21 protein-coding genes are annotated in these 16,492 nt (G+C 42.4%); 19 read left to right on the top strand and 2 right to left on the bottom strand.

What is annotated here, in order from left to right:
- The first annotated feature begins 12 nt into the window (after window positions 1–12).
- The 11 genes from alaS to mtnN all read left to right on the top strand — a co-directional run bounded on the left by alaS (window position 13) and on the right by mtnN (window position 10,097).
- Window positions 13–2,643 (top strand): alanine--tRNA ligase, encoded by a 2,631-nt coding sequence (gene alaS / locus A3M5_RS0111940; protein ID WP_018394013.1) that lies wholly within the window; start codon window positions 13–15, stop codon window positions 2,641–2,643.
- A gap of 82 nt (window positions 2,644–2,725) precedes the next feature.
- Entirely contained in the window at window positions 2,726–3,001 is a 276-nt protein-coding gene (locus A3M5_RS0111935) for an IreB family regulatory phosphoprotein (protein WP_018394012.1), read from the top strand.
- Window positions 2,998–3,414, top strand: a complete 417-nt coding sequence (gene ruvX, locus A3M5_RS0111930) for a Holliday junction resolvase RuvX (protein ID WP_018394011.1) — start codon at window positions 2,998–3,000, stop codon at window positions 3,412–3,414. Before A3M5_RS0111935 ends, ruvX begins: the two co-directional genes overlap by 4 nt.
- Before the next feature lie 14 nt (window positions 3,415–3,428).
- The gene (locus A3M5_RS0111925) at window positions 3,429–3,716 is read left to right on the top strand and encodes a DUF1292 domain-containing protein (RefSeq protein WP_018394010.1); all 288 of its coding nucleotides are present in this window, start codon (window positions 3,429–3,431) and stop codon (window positions 3,714–3,716) included.
- Between the two features lie 102 nt (window positions 3,717–3,818).
- A complete protein-coding gene (mltG, locus tag A3M5_RS0111920) occupies window positions 3,819–4,922 on the top strand; it encodes an endolytic transglycosylase MltG (protein ID WP_018394009.1) in 1,104 nt (367 codons plus the stop codon).
- A 110-nt stretch (window positions 4,923–5,032) separates the two neighbouring features.
- The gene (locus tag A3M5_RS0111915; protein WP_018394008.1) at window positions 5,033–5,680 is read left to right on the top strand and encodes an O-methyltransferase; all 648 of its coding nucleotides are present in this window, start codon (window positions 5,033–5,035) and stop codon (window positions 5,678–5,680) included.
- Window positions 5,677–6,606, top strand: a complete 930-nt coding sequence (locus A3M5_RS0111910) for a peptidase U32 family protein (RefSeq protein WP_018394007.1) — start codon at window positions 5,677–5,679, stop codon at window positions 6,604–6,606. Before A3M5_RS0111915 ends, A3M5_RS0111910 begins: the two co-directional genes overlap by 4 nt.
- A gap of 17 nt (window positions 6,607–6,623) precedes the next feature.
- Window positions 6,624–7,895, top strand: coding sequence for a peptidase U32 family protein (locus A3M5_RS0111905; RefSeq protein ID WP_018394006.1), 1,272 nt, complete (start codon window positions 6,624–6,626; stop codon window positions 7,893–7,895).
- Between the two features lie 220 nt (window positions 7,896–8,115).
- Window positions 8,116–8,592, top strand: a complete 477-nt coding sequence (gene greA / locus A3M5_RS0111900) for a transcription elongation factor GreA (RefSeq protein ID WP_018394005.1) — start codon at window positions 8,116–8,118, stop codon at window positions 8,590–8,592.
- 107 nt (window positions 8,593–8,699) lie between these two features.
- Entirely contained in the window at window positions 8,700–9,332 is a 633-nt protein-coding gene (locus A3M5_RS0111895) for a DUF1510 family protein (RefSeq protein ID WP_018394004.1), read from the top strand.
- Between the two features lie 63 nt (window positions 9,333–9,395).
- Window positions 9,396–10,097: a 5'-methylthioadenosine/S-adenosylhomocysteine nucleosidase gene (gene mtnN / locus A3M5_RS0111890; RefSeq protein WP_018394003.1), complete on the top strand. Its 702-nt coding sequence runs from the start codon at window positions 9,396–9,398 to the stop codon at window positions 10,095–10,097.
- 139 nt (window positions 10,098–10,236) lie between these two features.
- On the opposite strand, the gene sigK is transcribed toward mtnN, so the two are convergent.
- The gene (gene sigK, locus A3M5_RS22935; protein ID WP_018394002.1) at window positions 10,237–11,001 is read right to left on the bottom strand and encodes an RNA polymerase sporulation sigma factor SigK; all 765 of its coding nucleotides are present in this window, start codon (window positions 10,999–11,001) and stop codon (window positions 10,237–10,239) included.
- Window positions 11,002–11,048: 47 nt separating this feature from the next.
- Window positions 11,049–11,192 (bottom strand): sporulation histidine kinase inhibitor Sda, encoded by a 144-nt coding sequence (locus tag A3M5_RS22930; protein WP_018394001.1) that lies wholly within the window; start codon window positions 11,190–11,192, stop codon window positions 11,049–11,051.
- Between the two features lie 287 nt (window positions 11,193–11,479).
- Here A3M5_RS22930 and A3M5_RS0111875 point away from each other — a divergent pair, with 287 nt between their 5' ends.
- Genes A3M5_RS0111875 through A3M5_RS0111840 form a run of 8 tightly spaced genes read left to right on the top strand, consistent with a single transcriptional unit; the run spans window position 11,480 to window position 16,448 of the window.
- On the top strand, window positions 11,480–12,001 hold the full coding sequence (locus tag A3M5_RS0111875) for a YqeG family HAD IIIA-type phosphatase (protein WP_018394000.1): 522 nt from the start codon (window positions 11,480–11,482) through the stop codon (window positions 11,999–12,001).
- Window positions 11,998–13,098, top strand: a complete 1,101-nt coding sequence (yqeH, locus tag A3M5_RS0111870; RefSeq protein WP_018393999.1) for a ribosome biogenesis GTPase YqeH — start codon at window positions 11,998–12,000, stop codon at window positions 13,096–13,098. Before A3M5_RS0111875 ends, yqeH begins: the two co-directional genes overlap by 4 nt.
- A 16-nt stretch (window positions 13,099–13,114) precedes the next feature.
- Window positions 13,115–13,948 carry a shikimate dehydrogenase gene (gene aroE / locus A3M5_RS0111865; RefSeq protein WP_018393998.1) on the top strand — a complete coding sequence of 278 codons (834 nt, stop codon included), beginning with the start codon at window positions 13,115–13,117 and terminating at the stop codon, window positions 13,946–13,948.
- 2 nt (window positions 13,949–13,950) lie between these two features.
- Window positions 13,951–14,244: a ribosome assembly RNA-binding protein YhbY gene (yhbY, locus tag A3M5_RS0111860; RefSeq protein ID WP_018393997.1), complete on the top strand. Its 294-nt coding sequence runs from the start codon at window positions 13,951–13,953 to the stop codon at window positions 14,242–14,244.
- Window positions 14,245–14,258: 14 nt separating this feature from the next.
- Window positions 14,259–14,813, top strand: a complete 555-nt coding sequence (locus A3M5_RS0111855) for a nicotinate-nucleotide adenylyltransferase (protein WP_018393996.1) — start codon at window positions 14,259–14,261, stop codon at window positions 14,811–14,813.
- Window positions 14,800–15,369: a bis(5'-nucleosyl)-tetraphosphatase (symmetrical) YqeK gene (gene yqeK / locus A3M5_RS0111850; protein WP_018393995.1), complete on the top strand. Its 570-nt coding sequence runs from the start codon at window positions 14,800–14,802 to the stop codon at window positions 15,367–15,369. Before A3M5_RS0111855 ends, yqeK begins: the two co-directional genes overlap by 14 nt.
- 15 nt (window positions 15,370–15,384) lie before the next feature.
- Window positions 15,385–15,720, top strand: coding sequence for a ribosome silencing factor (rsfS, locus tag A3M5_RS0111845; RefSeq protein WP_026221699.1), 336 nt, complete (start codon window positions 15,385–15,387; stop codon window positions 15,718–15,720).
- Window positions 15,717–16,448, top strand: coding sequence for a class I SAM-dependent DNA methyltransferase (locus A3M5_RS0111840; protein ID WP_018393993.1), 732 nt, complete (start codon window positions 15,717–15,719; stop codon window positions 16,446–16,448). The genes rsfS and A3M5_RS0111840 overlap by 4 nt, the downstream gene beginning before the upstream one ends.
- Window positions 16,449–16,492: the final 44 nt, after the last annotated feature.

The following is a 16,492-nucleotide window of genomic DNA, read 5'->3' as shown; positions in this document are numbered from 1 at the left end:
GAGGAATTTTTAATGAGAACATTAACTGGCGCAGATATTCGCCGCCTGTATTTAGAATTTTTCCAGGAGAAAGGTCATCGCGTGGAACCGAGCGCACCGCTCGTTCCAATTGACGATGCGAGCCTGCTCTGGATCAATAGTGGAGTGGCGACATTAAAGAAGTATTTTGACGGACGAATTATTCCTGATAATCCACGCATCACCAATGCTCAAAAATCGATTCGTACGAACGATATTGAAAACGTCGGAAAAACAGCCCGACACCATACATTTTTTGAAATGCTAGGTAACTTTTCAATCGGAGAATATTTCAAAAAAGAAGCCATTTACTGGGCTTGGGAGTTCCTTACAGATGAAAAGTGGATTGGCTTTGAAGCAGATAAGTTATCTGTGACGATTCATCCGGAAGATGAAGAAGCATATTTAATCTGGAAAAATGAAGTTGGTGTGCCGGATGAACGCATCATTCGCCTTGAAGGAAACTTCTGGGATATCGGAGAAGGTCCAAGTGGCCCAAATACGGAAATCTTCTACGATCGAGGCGAAGAATATGGTGCGGATGAAAATGATCCCGAATTGTATCCTGGAGGCGAAAATGATCGTTATTTAGAAGTGTGGAACCTCGTATTTTCCGAGTTTAACCATAATCCAGACGGCACATACACACCGCTTCCGAAGAAGAATATTGATACAGGGATGGGTCTTGAGCGAATGGCATCGGTCGTTCAAAACGTGCCAACAAACTTTGATACGGATTTATTTATACCGATCATCCGTGCGACAGAACGTATTTCCGGCGAAAAATATCACGTAGATGCAGAAAAAGACACAGCGTTTAAAGTGATTGCCGACCATATTCGTACGGTTGCTTTTGCCATCGGCGACGGTGCGCTTCCATCGAATGAAGGGCGCGGCTATGTCCTTCGCCGCTTACTTCGCCGTGCGGTGCGTTATGCAAAACAAATTGGCATTAACCGTCCGTTCATGTATGAACTTGTACCGGTTGTTGGCGACATAATGAACGATTATTATCCCGAGGTCACGGAAAAATCGGCGTTCATTCAAAAAGTGATTAAAAATGAAGAAGTAAGATTCCACGAAACGCTGAATGAAGGGCTTGCAATTTTGTCGTCTGTCATTGAAAAAGCGAAAGCATCCGGATCTGATACTATTGCCGGTGCAGATATATTCCGTTTATATGATACGTATGGTTTCCCGGTTGAGTTGACAGAAGAATATGCGGAAGAAGAAGGCATGAAAGCCGATCACGCGGGATTTGAACAAGAAATGAAGCAGCAGCGTGACCGCGCCCGTGCAGCTCGTCAAGATACTGATTCGATGCAAGTTCAAGGCGGAATTTTATCGACAATTACGACGGAAAGCACGTTCACATACGATCGTCTCACTGTTGACACGACAGTCGCTGTCATCATGAAAGACGGTGTGATGATTGATGAAGCACATGAAGGCGATGAAATTCAATTTATTTTGAAGGAAACACCGTTTTATGCTGAAAGCGGCGGACAAATTGCTGATAAAGGTGTGCTTGAATCTGATGAAGTACGCGTTGCGGTGAAAGATGTGCAAAAAGCACCAAATGGTCAAAATGTGCATAATGCAGTTGTAGAAAGCGGCATATTAACAGCAGACAGCAGTGTGACAGCGAAAGTCGACGTATTGTCACGCGGGAAAATTATTAAAAACCATACAGCGACACATTTAATGCATCAAGCGTTAAAAGATGTACTTGGCACACATGTAAACCAGGCAGGATCACTCGTTGATCCAGACCGTCTCCGTTTTGACTTCTCGCATTTCGGACAAGTAACAGCGGAGGAACTCGCGCAGGTCGAAACAATCGTCAACGAAAAAATTTGGCAAGGAATTGCAGTGGAAATAGCCTTTAAACCAATTGCAGAAGCGAAAGCAATGGGCGCGATGGCACTGTTCGGTGAAAAATACGGAGATATTGTCCGTGTTGTATCTATAGGCGATTACAGCTTAGAGTTGTGCGGCGGCTGCCATGTCGTCAATACAGCAGAAATTGGTCTATTTAAAGTGTTATCTGAAAGTGGTATTGGCGCAGGTACACGCCGTATTGAAGCGGTGACAGGTGAAGGGGCGTTCCTTTATTTGAACAACCAAGCACAAGTGTTGAAAGAAGCAGCAATGAAACTAAAATCAAACACGAAAGATATTTTAGTAAAAGTGGAGAGCATTCAGACAGAGTTAAAAGAATTGCAGCGTGAAAATGAATCACTTTCAAAAAAGTTGTCAAACATAGAAGCAGGAAGTTTAACAGATCAAATTCAAACGATTAACGGTGTCCAACTGCTTGCGGTAAGTGTACAGTCCCCGGATATGAATACATTGCGTACAATGGCGGATGAACTGAAGCAAAAAGTGACTCCTGGTATCATCGTGCTTGTTGCTGAAGCAGATGGCAAAGTGAATGTCGTGACCGCTGTTACTGGCGATTTAACAGAAAAAGGATACCATGCCGGTAAACTTGTGAAAGAAGTAGCAGGACGTCTTGGCGGTGGAGGAGGAGGGCGTGCAGATATGGCGCAGGCCGGTGGAAAAGATCCGTCAAAAATGGACGAAGCATTAAAATGTGCTGAGGAATGGGTTAAATCCATTTGAATATATCGTCATTTGTTGTACAATGAACATAACGTACAGGAAGCGGGCTAAATTCACCCCCGCATGAAGTGAGGTGCTGACAGTGAGTTCTTTTGACAAGACAATGCGGTTTAACTTTCCTGAAGAACCGTATGACGAAAATGTAAAAGAAGTATTATTTAAAGTGCATAGTGCGCTTGAAGAAAAAGGCTACAATCCGATCAACCAAATTGTCGGATATTTGCTTTCCGGTGACCCGGCCTACATTCCGCGCCATAATGATGCGCGTAACTTAATCCGGCGTCTGGAACGGGATGAAATCATTGAAGAACTTGTCAAAACGTACTTGAAAGAACAGCAGGAGGATCCGACATCATGAGAACGATGGGCCTTGATTCCGGCACGAAAACAGTAGGCATCGCGATCAGTGATGCCTTTGGCTGGACAGCGCAGGGCATTGAAACAATAAAGATCAACGAAGAAGCCGGTGAATTTGGCATTGAGCGGATCGGCGAACTTGTATGCGCGCATGACGTGAGCAAATTTGTCGTCGGCTTTCCAAAAAACATGAATAATACAGTTGGTCCCCGTGGAGAAGCAGCGCAGCGCTTTGCTGCTCTGCTTGAAGAAACATTCGGGTTTCCTGTCATTCTTTGGGATGAACGATTAACTACAATGGCAGCGGAACGTGTATTATTAGAAGCGGATGTCAGCCGGAAAAAACGTAAAAAAGTGATCGATAAAATGGCAGCGATGATGATTCTGCAAGGATATCTCGACAGCCAAAAATAATGAGGTGACCATTAATGGAACATGGCGAAAAACACATTACAGTAATTGATGAAAACGGTAACGAGCAGCTTTGCGAAGTGCTTTTCACTTTTAATTCAGATGAATTTGAAAAATCGTACGTTCTTTATTTCCCTGTAGGCGCAGAGGAAGATGATAATGAAGAAATCGAAATACATGCATCATCGTTCCTTCCAAAAGAAGACGGAGAAGACGGAGAACTTGAACCGATCGAATCGGATGAAGAGTGGGAAATGATTGAAGAGATGCTCAACACATTCCTTGATGACGAAGAGCAGGAATAATTTTTAGAGGAACAGGCAGCTATTAAGCACCTGTTCTTTTTCTTTTGATCACATTCTTGTATAATAAGAAAAAATGCAAGATGTTGTCGAAAGGGGATTTTTATGTCGAATAAGCTATATCCGCCAGCCGGTCGAAAAAAAAAGCGGCTGAAACGGGCTGTATTATTTGTGCTTGTTTTTTTCCTTCTGATCATGGTAGGAGGAGCAGCGGGTGCGTATTATGTATGGCAAAGTGCCGCTAAACCGGCCGATGAAATAAGCGAGGAAGAAGTAGCAGTATCCATTCCGCTAGGATCAAGTTTATCATCAATATCACAGAAACTTGAAGAAAGCGGAGTTGTTAAAAATGCGACTCTCTTTAAATATTATGTGAAGTATATAGGAGAAGGCGATTTTCAGGCAGGTGAATATATACTGTCTCCTTCGATGACGCCTGAAGAAATTATCGCAGCGTTAAAAGAGGGCAAAGTGACGGGTTTAGCAGATGGAAAGATCTCGATTCCAGAAGGTTATCAATTGACACAAATAGCTGAGATCATAGCTTCTGCAACCGACCATGATCCGGAAGATGTGATGAAGTCACTTAATGATGATGCATTCGTCAAAAAAATGATAGCAACTTATCCAGCTGTCGTCACAGAAGCAGTACTCAATGAAAATATTCGCTATCCGCTTGAAGGCTATCTATACCCGGCAACATATGAAGTGACGCCCGGGGCGCAATCTGTTGAAGAACTTGCGGAAGAAATGGTCGCGAAGACGGATGAAGTTGTCAAAAGCTATACAGATCAAATTAAAGTATCTGGCATGAAGATTCATGAATTTTTAACAATTGCTTCGCTCGTTGAGGAAGAAGCAACTGGCAAAACAGACCGTAAAAAAATCGCCAGCGTCTTTTTCAACCGAATGAAAAGAGATATGCCATTGCAAACAGACCCTACGATTTTATACGCAAAAGGTGCACATCAGGATCGCGTTTTATATAAAGATCTTGAAGTTAATTCACCTTATAACACGTATCAGGTAAAAGGGCTAACACCGGGACCGATCGGTAACAGCGGAAGGGACTCAATGGAAGCAGTTCTAAAACCGGCACAGACGGATTATTTATATTTCCTCGCTTCACCTGCAGGGGATGTATATTATTCAAAAACATTGGATGAACATAATGCATTGAAACAAAAATACATTACAAATAATCAATAAGAAACGTGCATGGATTTTCTTTCTTTTCTATGATAGAATAATCCGGGCACAGAAGACTCGGGAAAGCTAATACAGCTTTCTCTTTTTCTTAGAAAAGAGGTCATATTTTCATGAAAGACGAGATACACCGCTACATTGAATCGCTGCTGCCGGCACGCGTGAAATTGTTTGCGGAAATGGAGCAGTACGCACTAAAACACCGCGTACCTATCATGGAACCTGTTGGTATGGAGACATTAATTGCAATGTTAAAGCTTCAAAAACCTGAACGTATGCTCGAAATCGGAACAGCGATTGGTTACTCAGCGCTCAGGATGGCAGATGCTGTACCTAGCCTTCATATTACGACAATGGAGAGGGACAGTGAACGGCATGAGCAGGCACTCCAAAACATCGGCCGCTCAAATGATGAGGAACGCATACACGTATTGTTTGGCGATGCGCTTGAACTGGCAGAAGAAGCGGAAAAGTATGGACCGTTTGATGCGATTTTTATTGATGCAGCAAAAGGACAATACCGACGCTTTTTTGATTTATATGCACCGATGCTTGCACCGAACGGCGTCATTTATTCCGATAATGTATTATTTAAAGGATATGCTGCAGGAATAGAAACACCGTCGAAACGAATAGAGAAAATGGTACAAAAAATTATGGATTATAATGAATGGCTGATGACACATCCCGATTTCCAGACAATGATTTTGCCGTCTGGTGATGGGATTGCTGTCAGCATAAAACGGAGTGAAGAAAAGTGACAAAGCCAGAATTACTAGTGACACCGGGCAGTATCAGCGAGATGAACCGACAAATTGAAGCGGGTGCTGATGCTTTTGTTCTAGGTGAGCAGCGGTATGGTCTTCGCCTTGCTGGGGAATTTAGCCGTATGCAAATACAAGAAGCCGTTACATTGGCACATGCGTACGGGAAAAAAGTATACGTCGCAGTGAATGCGATTTTTCATAATAAAATTGCTGATGAACTGGATGAATACGTACAATTCGTCAAAGAATCAGGAGCTGACGCCATCGTGTTTGGCGATCCGGCGGTCTTAATGGCAGTTCGCGCATCTGCACCAGGCTTTCCCCTTCACTGGAGTCCTGAGACTATTGCGACAAACTGGTATACAGCGAACTACTGGGGGAAACGTGGTTCTGTCCGTGCGGTGCTTGCACGCGAACTCAGCATGGATGCGATCATTGAAACGAAAGAAAATGCTGAAGTCGCGATTGAAGTGCAAGTGCATGGCATGACATGTATGTTCCAATCAAAACGGCCGCTTCTTGGTCATTACTTTGAATATATGGGCAAAAAGATGGAAATCAAAAAGCGGCAAGGTGCGCAAAATATGCTTTTGCATGACGAAGAACGAAGCAATAAGTACCCTATTTATGAAGATGAAAATGGTACGCATATTATGAGTCCAAATGATATGTGCATTATTGATGAGCTGCAGGAGATGATTGAAGCAGGCATCGATTCATTTAAAATTGACGGTGTTCTTCAAACAGAAGACTATCGTGTTGCGGTGACAAAATTGTATCGAAAAGCAATCGATTTATGTGTTGAAAACCCGGATCAATATGAAGATGAAAAAGAAGAATTGCTTGAAGAAGCTGAAGCACTCCAGCAAGATCATCGGCCGTTGGACACGGGCTTTTTCTTTAAAGAAACGGTTTATTAAAGAAGGAGGAAACAATGATGGCAGCACTCAAAAACGGCAGCATTTCAACGATTGTCGATGGTAAACGAGTCATTGTGAAAAAACCGGAACTGCTCGCACCGGCCGGAACACTTGAAAAATTGAAAATTGCTGTCCGCTATGGAGCAGATGCGGTGTATATCGGTGGTCAGGAATACAGTCTCCGTTCCAATGCAGGTAACTTTACATTTGACGATATGAAAGAAGGCGTCGCATTTGCACGACGTTACGGAGCAAAAGTATATGTGACAACGAATATTTTTGCACACAATGAAAATATTGACGGTCTTGAAGAATATTTGCATGGTCTCGGAGAAGTAGGTATAGCAGGCATTATCGTTGCGGATCCACTTATTATCGAAACGTGTCGCCGCGTTGCACCAAATGTGGAAGTACATTTAAGCACACAGCAGTCGCTGTCTAACTGGCGAGCGGTTCAATATTGGAAAGAAGAAGGGCTGGACCGTGTTGTTTTAGCACGTGAGACGACAGGGGAAGAAATGCGTCTCATGAAAGAAAAAGTCGATATTGAAATCGAAACGTTTGTTCATGGTGCTATGTGCATCGCGTATTCAGGGCGTTGTGTGCTAAGCAATCACATGACAGCGCGCGATTCAAATCGCGGGGGCTGCTGTCAGTCATGCCGTTGGGATTACAATCTTGTTGAGATGGAAGATGGCGAAGAAATGGCCTTGACAATAGACGGTGATTCACCATTTGCGATGAGCCCGAAAGATTTACGATTGCTTCAGTCGATCCCCGGGCTTGTTGAACTTGGCATTGACAGCTTAAAAATTGAAGGACGAATGAAATCGATTCATTACATCGCAACAGTTGTCAGTGTGTACAGGAAAGTTATTGATGCTTATTGCGCGGACCCGGAAAACTTCACCATTCAGCCTGAATGGTTAGAAGAGCTTGAGAAGTGTGCAAATCGTCCAGCAGCACCAGCGTTCTTTGAAGGTACACCGGGTGCAGATGAGCAGTTGTTTGGTGTTCATGGTAAAAAAGCGTCTCATGACTTTACTGGTCTTGTCGTAGATTATGATAAAGACACACAAATCGTCACGTTGCAGCAACGTAACTTTTTTCGTCCGGGCGATACAGTAGAATTTTTTGGTCCGGACATGGACGCCTTTACACAAGTCGTTGGAATTGTTGTCGATGAAGATGGCAATGAGCTCGACGCTGCCCGTCATCCACTTCAAATCGTTCAATTTAAAGTGGATCATCCTGTATCAAAAGATGATATGATGCGGAAAGGGCTGTGACATTCATTTGTGCACCATAATGAATAGTAAGTTGTTCGTAAATACGGATGCTGATCTCTAGTTTATTACGTGCAAAAATACAAACAAATCTTGAACAAAAAGATATTTTATAGTATGTTTTTATGAAACAGGCATATAATTTGGAAAACGCGCGCTCTCTTTAAGAGGGTGCGCGCTCATATTTCAATGCCTTTTTTGAACATTAAAGGAGTGGAAAAAGTTGTCGAACGAAAAAGTATACATGATGACACTGGAAGGTAAAGAAAAATTAGAACAAGAACTGGAACACTTAAAATCAGTAAAGCGTAAAGAAGTAGTCGAGCGTATTAAAATTGCCCGCAGCTTCGGCGACCTGTCTGAAAACTCCGAATATGATTCGGCAAAAGAAGAGCAGGCGTTTGTAGAAGGACGGATTGGTACGATTGAAACGATGATCCGTAACGCGAAAATTATTGAAGAAAATTCGGTGAATTCCGACGAGGTTTCACTTGGCAAGACTGTTACATTCATTGAGTTGCCGGACGGAGAAGAGGAAAGTTATACAATTGTTGGCAGTGCAGAGGCGGATCCATTTGAAGGGAAAATTTCAAATGATTCACCGATTGCGAAAAGCTTGATTGGCAGACGTGTCGGCGATAAAGTGATCGTTCAAACGCCAGCTGGCGAAATGAATGTGAAAATTGTTTCGATCGGTTAAATGAAAAAGCGCTTAAGGCTTGAGCCTTTTGCGTTTTTTTTATGTAAATTCATTTATCCTGTAAAGAAGACGTGTTAAAATGGAGGCGTAACGAGGAGGAGAAAAAAATGGAACAAACGTCGCGTGCAGAACGCAAAACAAAGCGGAGAAAAACAAACCGTATTTTAAATACAGCTATTGCGGTTGTCGCGCTGCTTATCATTATTGTCGGATTTACGATTTTTGCGGGTGGGAATAATGAAGAACCGGCCGCTCCGGAAGAAACAAAAACGACACAAGAGCAGACAGCTGCTGTAACAGATGAGGATGAAAAGAAAGAAGAGGAACCAGAATCAGTTGGAACAAAAGAACCTGTTAAAGAAGAGCCCGTTAAAGAAGAAGAACAGACTGAGAAAGTTATTGTAACAGAAGGCTCGGAGTCAAATGTAGAACAGGATATAGTTGATCCGAATTGGGAAGGTGTTGGTACATCTCAATCAGGCACTCATACATCTTCATTTGAAATGGACTCAACAGACTGGCAGGAAAAAGTGAAGGCACTCTCCTATGCAACAGGTATCGCTTCTGATGACATGACAGTATGGTACATAAGCGGGAATGGACCTAAAGGAGCGATCGGTACCGTTTCGCCTAAAGCGGATCAAAATGATGCGTACCGAGTTTACATTGAATGGGTAGAGGGACAGGGATGGAAACCGGTCAAAGTGCAGAAGCTAGAGCAAAACGATAAAGGACGTTAATAAAGGACCCCGCTTTGACGGCGGGTTTTTTTGCGGGAGAAAGAGAAGAGGGGGCGGTTTATAATGAAAATAGCCATTATTGGTGCTATGGAAGAAGAAGTATTGATTTTACGTGAAGCGATGGAAAATAAAGAAGTAAAGACAATTGCAGGCAGCGAGTTTACAACAGGTACGTTACGTGGTGTTGATGTCATCTTGCTTCGTTCGGGAATTGGAAAAGTAAATGCGGCGATGACAACATCTGTACTTATTCACGAATTCCAACCGAATGTTATCATTAATACGGGATCTGCAGGTGGACTCTCTCCAGAATTACAGGTTGGGGATATTGTTATTTCTTCTGAAGTGCGTCATCATGATGTTGATGTGACAGCATTTGGATATGAATACGGCCAGGTGCCACAGCTGCCGGCGGCGTTTATAGCAGACGCGCGTCTCGTTCAAATCGCTGCTGCTTGTGCAGAAGTCGATCAAAAAGTGAAAACAGTGAAAGGATTAATTGCGACAGGAGATTCATTTATGAATGATCCGGTGCGTGTACAGGCTATTGCTGAAAAATTTACGAATTTGCAGGCGGTTGAAATGGAAGCAGCAGCGATCGCACAAGTGGCCCATCAATTTAATGTTCCATTTGTCATCATTCGTGCGCTTTCTGATATTGCGGGAAAAGAGTCGGATATTTCATTTGAACAGTTCTTGCCAAAAGCAGGTCTTCATTCGGCGAATCTCGTCATGAAAATGACAGAAGAACTCGGAAAAGAGTAAGAAAACGATAACAAAACAGTCATTTTATGATAAAGTAATAGAAATGATAGAAGTGGACTTGAAAAGGAGTGTTGCAAGAATGGTTATGATGATTTTAGGATTGTTGCTGGCGACTGTAACAGGTGTTATGATTTCTGCATCAATCGACTGATGGCAGACGAGTGGAAGGGTGCTCCGAAAGAGTTTCTTTGGGGCCTCTTTTTTGTTTTGTCGAAAGTTTCTTGAACTCCTGCATCATTTTGGCAAGTGCCCGCTTTTCGATTCGTGACACATAGCTGCGCGAAATATTCATCTCGGCGGCAATTTCCCGCTGTGTTTTATCATTGCCGCTGCCAATCCCGTAACGTGCAGCGATGACTGCTGTTTCCCGCGCATCTAAAACAGAAAGACAGCTTTTCATCTGTTCGATATCCATCTCAAGCGACAGACGTGCAGCGATGTCTTCATCTTCTGTTTTTAATAGATCGAGCAAGCTGATTTCATTTCCTTCTTTATCGCGTCCAACTGGGTCGTATAAAGAGATGTCCTTTTTCGTTTTCTTTAATGTGCGAAAATACATGAGAATTTCATTTTCAATACATCGTGCTGCGTAAGTCGCCAGTTTCGTTCCTTTTTTGCCAGAGTAGCTTTCAATGCCTTTAATTAGCCCGATCGTGCCGATAGAAATCAAATCTTCTGTGTCTTCATTTGTCTTTTCGAATTTTTTGACAATGTGAGCTACGAGTCGCAAGTTATGCTCAATCAGCTTTGTCCGGGCATGGCGGTCTCCCTGCTCATGTAGCGCCAGATATTTCTTTTCGTCTTCGGCAGAAAGTGGATGTGGAAAAGCATTATGTTTCACGTACGAAACGAAAAAAACCGCTTCTTTCAATAAAAAAGAGAGAGCGGCGGCTAGTTCAATCATGAAGATCCCCCCTTTATCGATTATCGTATGCGGGAGATCAGGTTATATTACTTTTTAGGTTGTTTTTCTTGTTGATGAACAACGCGGCGTTTCATTTCTTGTTCCATTAAAGCAATGAATTCGTCATTCAATTTAAGCTCTGTCGCTTTTTTGTAGGAAAAAAGAAGTAAATGATCGGACAGTGTACGCATAGATACTCATCTCCAAAAAAGTAATAGTGAAGCTTTGTTCTAGTGTACCAAAAAAACAATTATAGAACAATCGTTCTTTTTTCCACAGGTAGGCGTGGATAAGTAATGGCAAGCTGTATAATAAGTGGAAAAAGCCTATATATATAAGCTGTTGATTTGTGCATAACGTTATCCACAGAACGGGAATAAGAAAATTGTCGAAACATTTTTGGACTTATTATTGTTTTGTCACATATGAAAAAATCAGCTATGATAGGATGGTAAGACTGAAATTAGAGGTGTAAATTGTGCTAAAATTATTTTTGCCAAATGAGCAAGTGAATAGTATTCTGGAAATAAAACCGGAACATCTGGTGCAACAAGGGATTAAAGCGATTATTACGGATCTAGATAACACGCTTGTAGCATGGGATCGTCCAGATGCAACGCCGGAATTATTAGACTGGTTTAATAAAATGCGCGATGCAGGCATTAAAGTGCTCATCGTTTCCAATAATAATCGAAACCGGGTCAGCTCGTTTTCAACGCCGCTCGATTTGCCCTATATTTTTGAAGCGCGAAAACCGATGGGGCGTGCATTCAGAAAAGCAATCGAGTTGTTGAATGTACAAAAAAGTGAAGCGGTTATGATCGGTGACCAACTGCTAACCGATGTGTTCGGTGGCAATCGGAGCGGGATTCACACAATTTTGGTTATTCCTATTGCGGCAACGGACGGTTTCTGGACACGAATTAACCGGAAAATCGAACGTCAGTTAATGAACTTTTTTCGGCGTAAAGGAATGATTCAATGGGAGGAAAGACAGTGAGCAATGAACAAATAACGTGTGATGGATGTGGTGTTACCATTCAAACGACAAATCCGGATGATCTTGGTTATGCACCTGCATCAGCACTTGAAAAAGAAATTGTCGTCTGCAAACGTTGCTTCAGACTGAAACATTACAATGAAGTGCAAGATGTCGCTCTTACAGACGATGACTTTTTAAAGATTTTAAATACGGTTGGCGATACAGAATCACTAATCGTGAAAATTGTTGATATTTTTGACTTTAACGGAAGCTGGCTGCCAGGTCTGCATCGTTTCGCTGGGAAAAATCCGGTGCTTTTAATCGGGAATAAATCTGATTTACTGCCGAAATCTGTGAAACGGGAAAAACTGATTCATTGGATGCGCTATGAAGCGAGTCAACTCGGTTTAAAACCAGTAGATGTACTTCTAATTAGTGCGTCGCAAGGAAAAGCAGTTCGCGATGCAGCGGATGCCATTGAGCATTACCGGAACGGAAAAGATGTATACGTTGTCGGTTGTACAAATGTTGGAAAATCAACGTTTATTAACCGTATTATTAAAGAGATTACTGGCGAAGGCGATATTATTACAACGTCTCATTTTCCGGGTACGACGCTTGATATGATTGAAATCCCGCTTTCGGATGGCCATGTACTTGTTGATACACCAGGTATCATTAACCATCATCAAATGGCACATTTCGTTGACAAAGAAGAGTTGAAAGTGCTTTTGCCGAAAAAAGAAATTAAGCCGAAAGTCTTTCAATTAAATGAAGGGCAGACGCTGTTTTTCGGCGGTCTTGCCCGGTTTGACTATGTAAGCGGCGGAAGACGTTCATTTATCTGCCATTTGTCTAATGACATTGACATACATCGGACAAAAATAGATAAAGCTGATGAGTTGTATGAGAACCATGCAGGTGAGCTGTTAAAACCGGCTGGAAAAGGTGGAGAAGCACTTGAATTTGTGCGGCAGGAATGGACAATTAAAGAAGCAAAAACCGATATTGTATTCTCCGGTCTCGGTTGGATTACAGTGAATGAATCAGGATCAAAAGTGGCTGCGTACGTGCCAAAAGGAGCGGCGGTTACACTTCGCAAGTCCTTAATTTAAAGGTGGAGAAAGTCAGATGGAAAAATTGTATGGAATAATCGGGGATCCAATTGGGCATTCAATGTCGCCGGTGATGCAAAATGATGCCTTTACATCACTTGGAATGGATGCTCATTATCAGCCATTTCACATTATGAGAGAAAATTTGCCAACAGCCGTCAAAGGCATGAAGGTGCTCGGTGTTGCGGGATTTAACGTAACCGTGCCGCACAAAACAGCAATTATACCCCTTCTGGACGAAGTAGATCCGCTGGCCGCTGCGATTGGTGCCGTCAATACAGTCGTGAATATAGAAGGACGCTTTATTGGCTATAATACAGACGGTGAAGGGTTTATTCGTGGTTTGCATGAAGAGTATGGCCAGTCTGTTTTGGATAAACGCATTTTAATTATTGGTGCAGGCGGCGCAGCGCGAGCTATTTATTACACACTCGGACAGCAGGGTGCTAAACAAGTTGATATTGCGAATCGTACGCTTGATAATGCGCTTCAGCTAAAAGAACGCTGTCCATACTTGGTTGAAACAGCTGCTTTTACAATGGAAGAAGCAGAAAAGAACTTAGCTAATTACGATATAATTATTCAAACAACGTCTATTGGCATGTCTCCGAAAGTAAACGCGTCACCGATTCAATTAACGAACATTCGCTCGGATGCTTTTTTATCAGACATTATTTATAATCCTGCCGAAACATTGATTATGAAAGAGGCTAGAGAGCATGGTGCGCGTGTGCAAAATGGTATGAAAATGTTTGCATACCAAGGAGCGCTTGCGTTTGAAAAATGGACAGGCACATTTGCAGATCCGAAACGGATGATGAAAATAGTGCAAGAAAGACTTGGAGGATAAACATGTTAACAGGAAAACAAAAACGATTTTTGCGTGCAGAAGCGCATCATATTACACCTATTTTTCAAGTAGGCAAAGGCGGCGTGAATGATAACATGACGGCGCAAATTGCGGAAGCACTTGAAGTACGCGAACTAATTAAAATTAGCATTTTACAAAACAATGAAGACGATAAACATGACGTTGCAAAAGCACTTGCAAAGGGCGCAAAAGCAGAGCTCGTTCAATTAATTGGCCATACGGTCGTCCTGTATAAAGAATCAAAAGAAAACAAAAAAATCGTCTTACCGCGATGAGAAAAGTCGGGATAATGGGCGGAACATTTAATCCGCCTCATATCGGACATTTAGTGATAGCAAACGAAGTGCTGCATGCGTTAGATCTTGATGAAGTGCGGTTTATGCCGAACTCGGTACCGCCACATAAAAAGTTAGACGGTCATGTAAGCGATGAAGCAAGGCTCCGGATGACAGAACTGGCGATAAAAGGAAATAAGCTTTTTCGGTTGGAAACAGTTGAAATAAACCGTGCCGGTGTTTCGTATACAATTGATACGATGAGGGAATTAATGATGAAAGAACCGGATGCGTCATTTTATTTTATTATTGGCGCAGACATGATCGAATATTTGCCGAATTGGCAAGAGATTGATGAATTAGTCCAAATGATCAATTTTGTCGGTGTGAAGCGTCCAGGCTATTCGACAGAGACCTCATACAGGGTTACTCTTATTGAGACGCCAGAAATTCATCTGTCATCCACTATTCTGCGTAAAAGAGCAGCAAATGGAGACTCGCTTTTGTATTTACTACCAGATGATGTCATTCGCTATATAGAGGAGAATGGTCTTTATGGAGCAGAGTAAAGCGCTTGAACTTGTCAAAGCACAGTTGACAGATAAAAGGTATGAACACACACTCGGTGTAATGGAAACAGCGATCCAGCTTGCTCAAACGTATGAAGCAGACATGAAAAAAGCGGAACTAGCGGCTATTTTTCATGATTACGCGAAATTCCGTCCGAAAGAAGAAATGAAGCAGTTATTAATCGAGGAAAAGATGGATGAACGACTGCTGCGCTTTCATCATGAATTGTGGCATGCACCGGTGGGAGCATTTCTTGTTCAAAAAGAAGTGGGTATCATGGACGAAGAGGTATTATCAGCAATTCGCTGGCATACGACTGGACGCCCGGGTATGACGCAATTAGAGAAAATCGTTTATCTTGCTGATTACATTGAACCGGGCCGCCGCTTTCCGGGAGTAGATGATGTTCGTGCTTTGGCTGCTCTTCATTTAGATAAGGCAGTCCTTGCCGCTGTGAAAAATTCAATCTTTTTTTTAATAAGCAAACAACAACCGGTATTCCCGGTGACAATGGATACGTACAATGACCTTATTCAGAATGGAGACGATGTTTAATTGACAGAACAACAAATGATTTTACATGCAGTGACAAAAGCAGCAGATGATAAGCGGGCGGAAAACATTACCGCACTGGATATGGAGGGAATCTCGCCAGTTGCTGATTACTTCGTTATTTGCCATGGTAATTCCGACAAGCAAGTGCAGGCCATTGCCCGTGAAGTAAAAGAAAAAGCAGAAGAATTTGGCGTAGACATTAAACGTATGGAAGGGTTTGACGAAGCACGCTGGATATTAATTGATATTGGCGATGTCGTCGTGCATGTTTTTCACCGTGATGAGCGCGTGTATTACAATTTGGAACGTCTATGGGGCGATGCACCGCACATTGATGTTTTAACGTCATGAGTTACAATCGGTTTGCGTCTGTCTATGATTCGCTTATGAAGGACGCACCGTACGATGAGTGGACAGCAATGCTATGTTCAGAAGCACAGGCAGGACGCCTGCTTGATATTGGCTGCGGGACAGGGGAACTGTCTGTCCGTTTTGTGCAAGCAGGCTTTGATGTGACAGGTATTGATTTATCTGACGATATGTTAGCGATCGCCCGTGAAAAAGCAGATGAACAAAAGCTGTCTATTCCACTATATCAACAAGATATGAGAGAACTTGACGGTATCGGCCTATTTCAAACGGCGGTTATTTTTTGCGATTCGCTTAATTATTTAGAGACAGAAGATGATGTGAAAAAAACGTTTCAATCCGTGCATAATCATCTTGAAAAGGGCGGATTGTTTTTATTTGATGTGCATTCTACACATAAAATCAATCACGTATTTCAATCACAGACATTTGCGGATGCGGCGGAAGATATTTCGTTTATATGGAATGCTTTTCCCGGAGAAGCATCAAATAGTGTTGAACATGAATTAACATTTTTCATACAAACAGAAAACGGCTTATATGAGCGATTTGATGAGCTTCATCAGCAGCGTACATTCCCGCCTGACTTGTATAAAAAGTGGCTGAATGAAGCGGGTTTTACGATCGAAGCAGTCACCGCTGATTTTACAAATGATGCACCAACAAATAAATCAGAAAGAATTTTCTTCAAAGCGAAAAAGAGCAGCTAAACAGCCGCTCTTTTTTTGCTTTGTAAAGAATTTGTAAAGAAGAA

The organism is Bacillus sp. 37MA, from assembly GCF_000372765.1.
Taxonomy (GTDB): domain Bacteria; phylum Bacillota; class Bacilli; order Bacillales; family Domibacillaceae; genus Domibacillus; species Domibacillus aminovorans.
Note: the sequence above shows the minus strand (reverse complement) of the source record. Positions and strands in the feature narration are given on the sequence as shown.

Bases quoted from the DNA above. Each gene is read 5' to 3' on its own strand.
- A3M5_RS0111925 (WP_018394010.1), top strand. From the start codon at position 3,429: ATGGAACATGGCGAAAAACACATTACAGTAATTGATGAAAACGGTAAC.
- aroE (WP_018393998.1), top strand. From the start codon at position 13,115: ATGGAAAAATTGTATGGAATAATCGGGGATCCAATTGGGCATTCAATG.
- A3M5_RS0111855 (WP_018393996.1), top strand. From the start codon at position 14,259: ATGGGCGGAACATTTAATCCGCCTCATATCGGACATTTAGTGATAGCA.
- A3M5_RS0111895 (WP_018394004.1), top strand. From the start codon at position 8,700: ATGGAACAAACGTCGCGTGCAGAACGCAAAACAAAGCGGAGAAAAACA.
- sigK (WP_018394002.1), bottom strand. From the start codon at position 11,001: ATGATTGAACTAGCCGCCGCTCTCTCTTTTTTATTGAAAGAAGCGGTT.
- A3M5_RS0111915 (WP_018394008.1), top strand. From the start codon at position 5,033: ATGAAAGACGAGATACACCGCTACATTGAATCGCTGCTGCCGGCACGC.
- mtnN (WP_018394003.1), top strand. From the start codon at position 9,396: ATGAAAATAGCCATTATTGGTGCTATGGAAGAAGAAGTATTGATTTTA.
- ruvX (WP_018394011.1), top strand. From the start codon at position 2,998: ATGAGAACGATGGGCCTTGATTCCGGCACGAAAACAGTAGGCATCGCG.
- mltG (WP_018394009.1), top strand. From the start codon at position 3,819: ATGTCGAATAAGCTATATCCGCCAGCCGGTCGAAAAAAAAAGCGGCTG.
- alaS (WP_018394013.1), top strand. From the start codon at position 13: ATGAGAACATTAACTGGCGCAGATATTCGCCGCCTGTATTTAGAATTT.
- A3M5_RS0111840 (WP_018393993.1), top strand. From the start codon at position 15,717: ATGAGTTACAATCGGTTTGCGTCTGTCTATGATTCGCTTATGAAGGAC.
- rsfS (WP_026221699.1), top strand. From the start codon at position 15,385: ATGATTTTACATGCAGTGACAAAAGCAGCAGATGATAAGCGGGCGGAA.
- A3M5_RS0111905 (WP_018394006.1), top strand. From the start codon at position 6,624: ATGGCAGCACTCAAAAACGGCAGCATTTCAACGATTGTCGATGGTAAA.
- yhbY (WP_018393997.1), top strand. From the start codon at position 13,951: ATGTTAACAGGAAAACAAAAACGATTTTTGCGTGCAGAAGCGCATCAT.
- A3M5_RS22930 (WP_018394001.1), bottom strand. From the start codon at position 11,192: ATGCGTACACTGTCCGATCATTTACTTCTTTTTTCCTACAAAAAAGCG.
- yqeK (WP_018393995.1), top strand. From the start codon at position 14,800: ATGGAGCAGAGTAAAGCGCTTGAACTTGTCAAAGCACAGTTGACAGAT.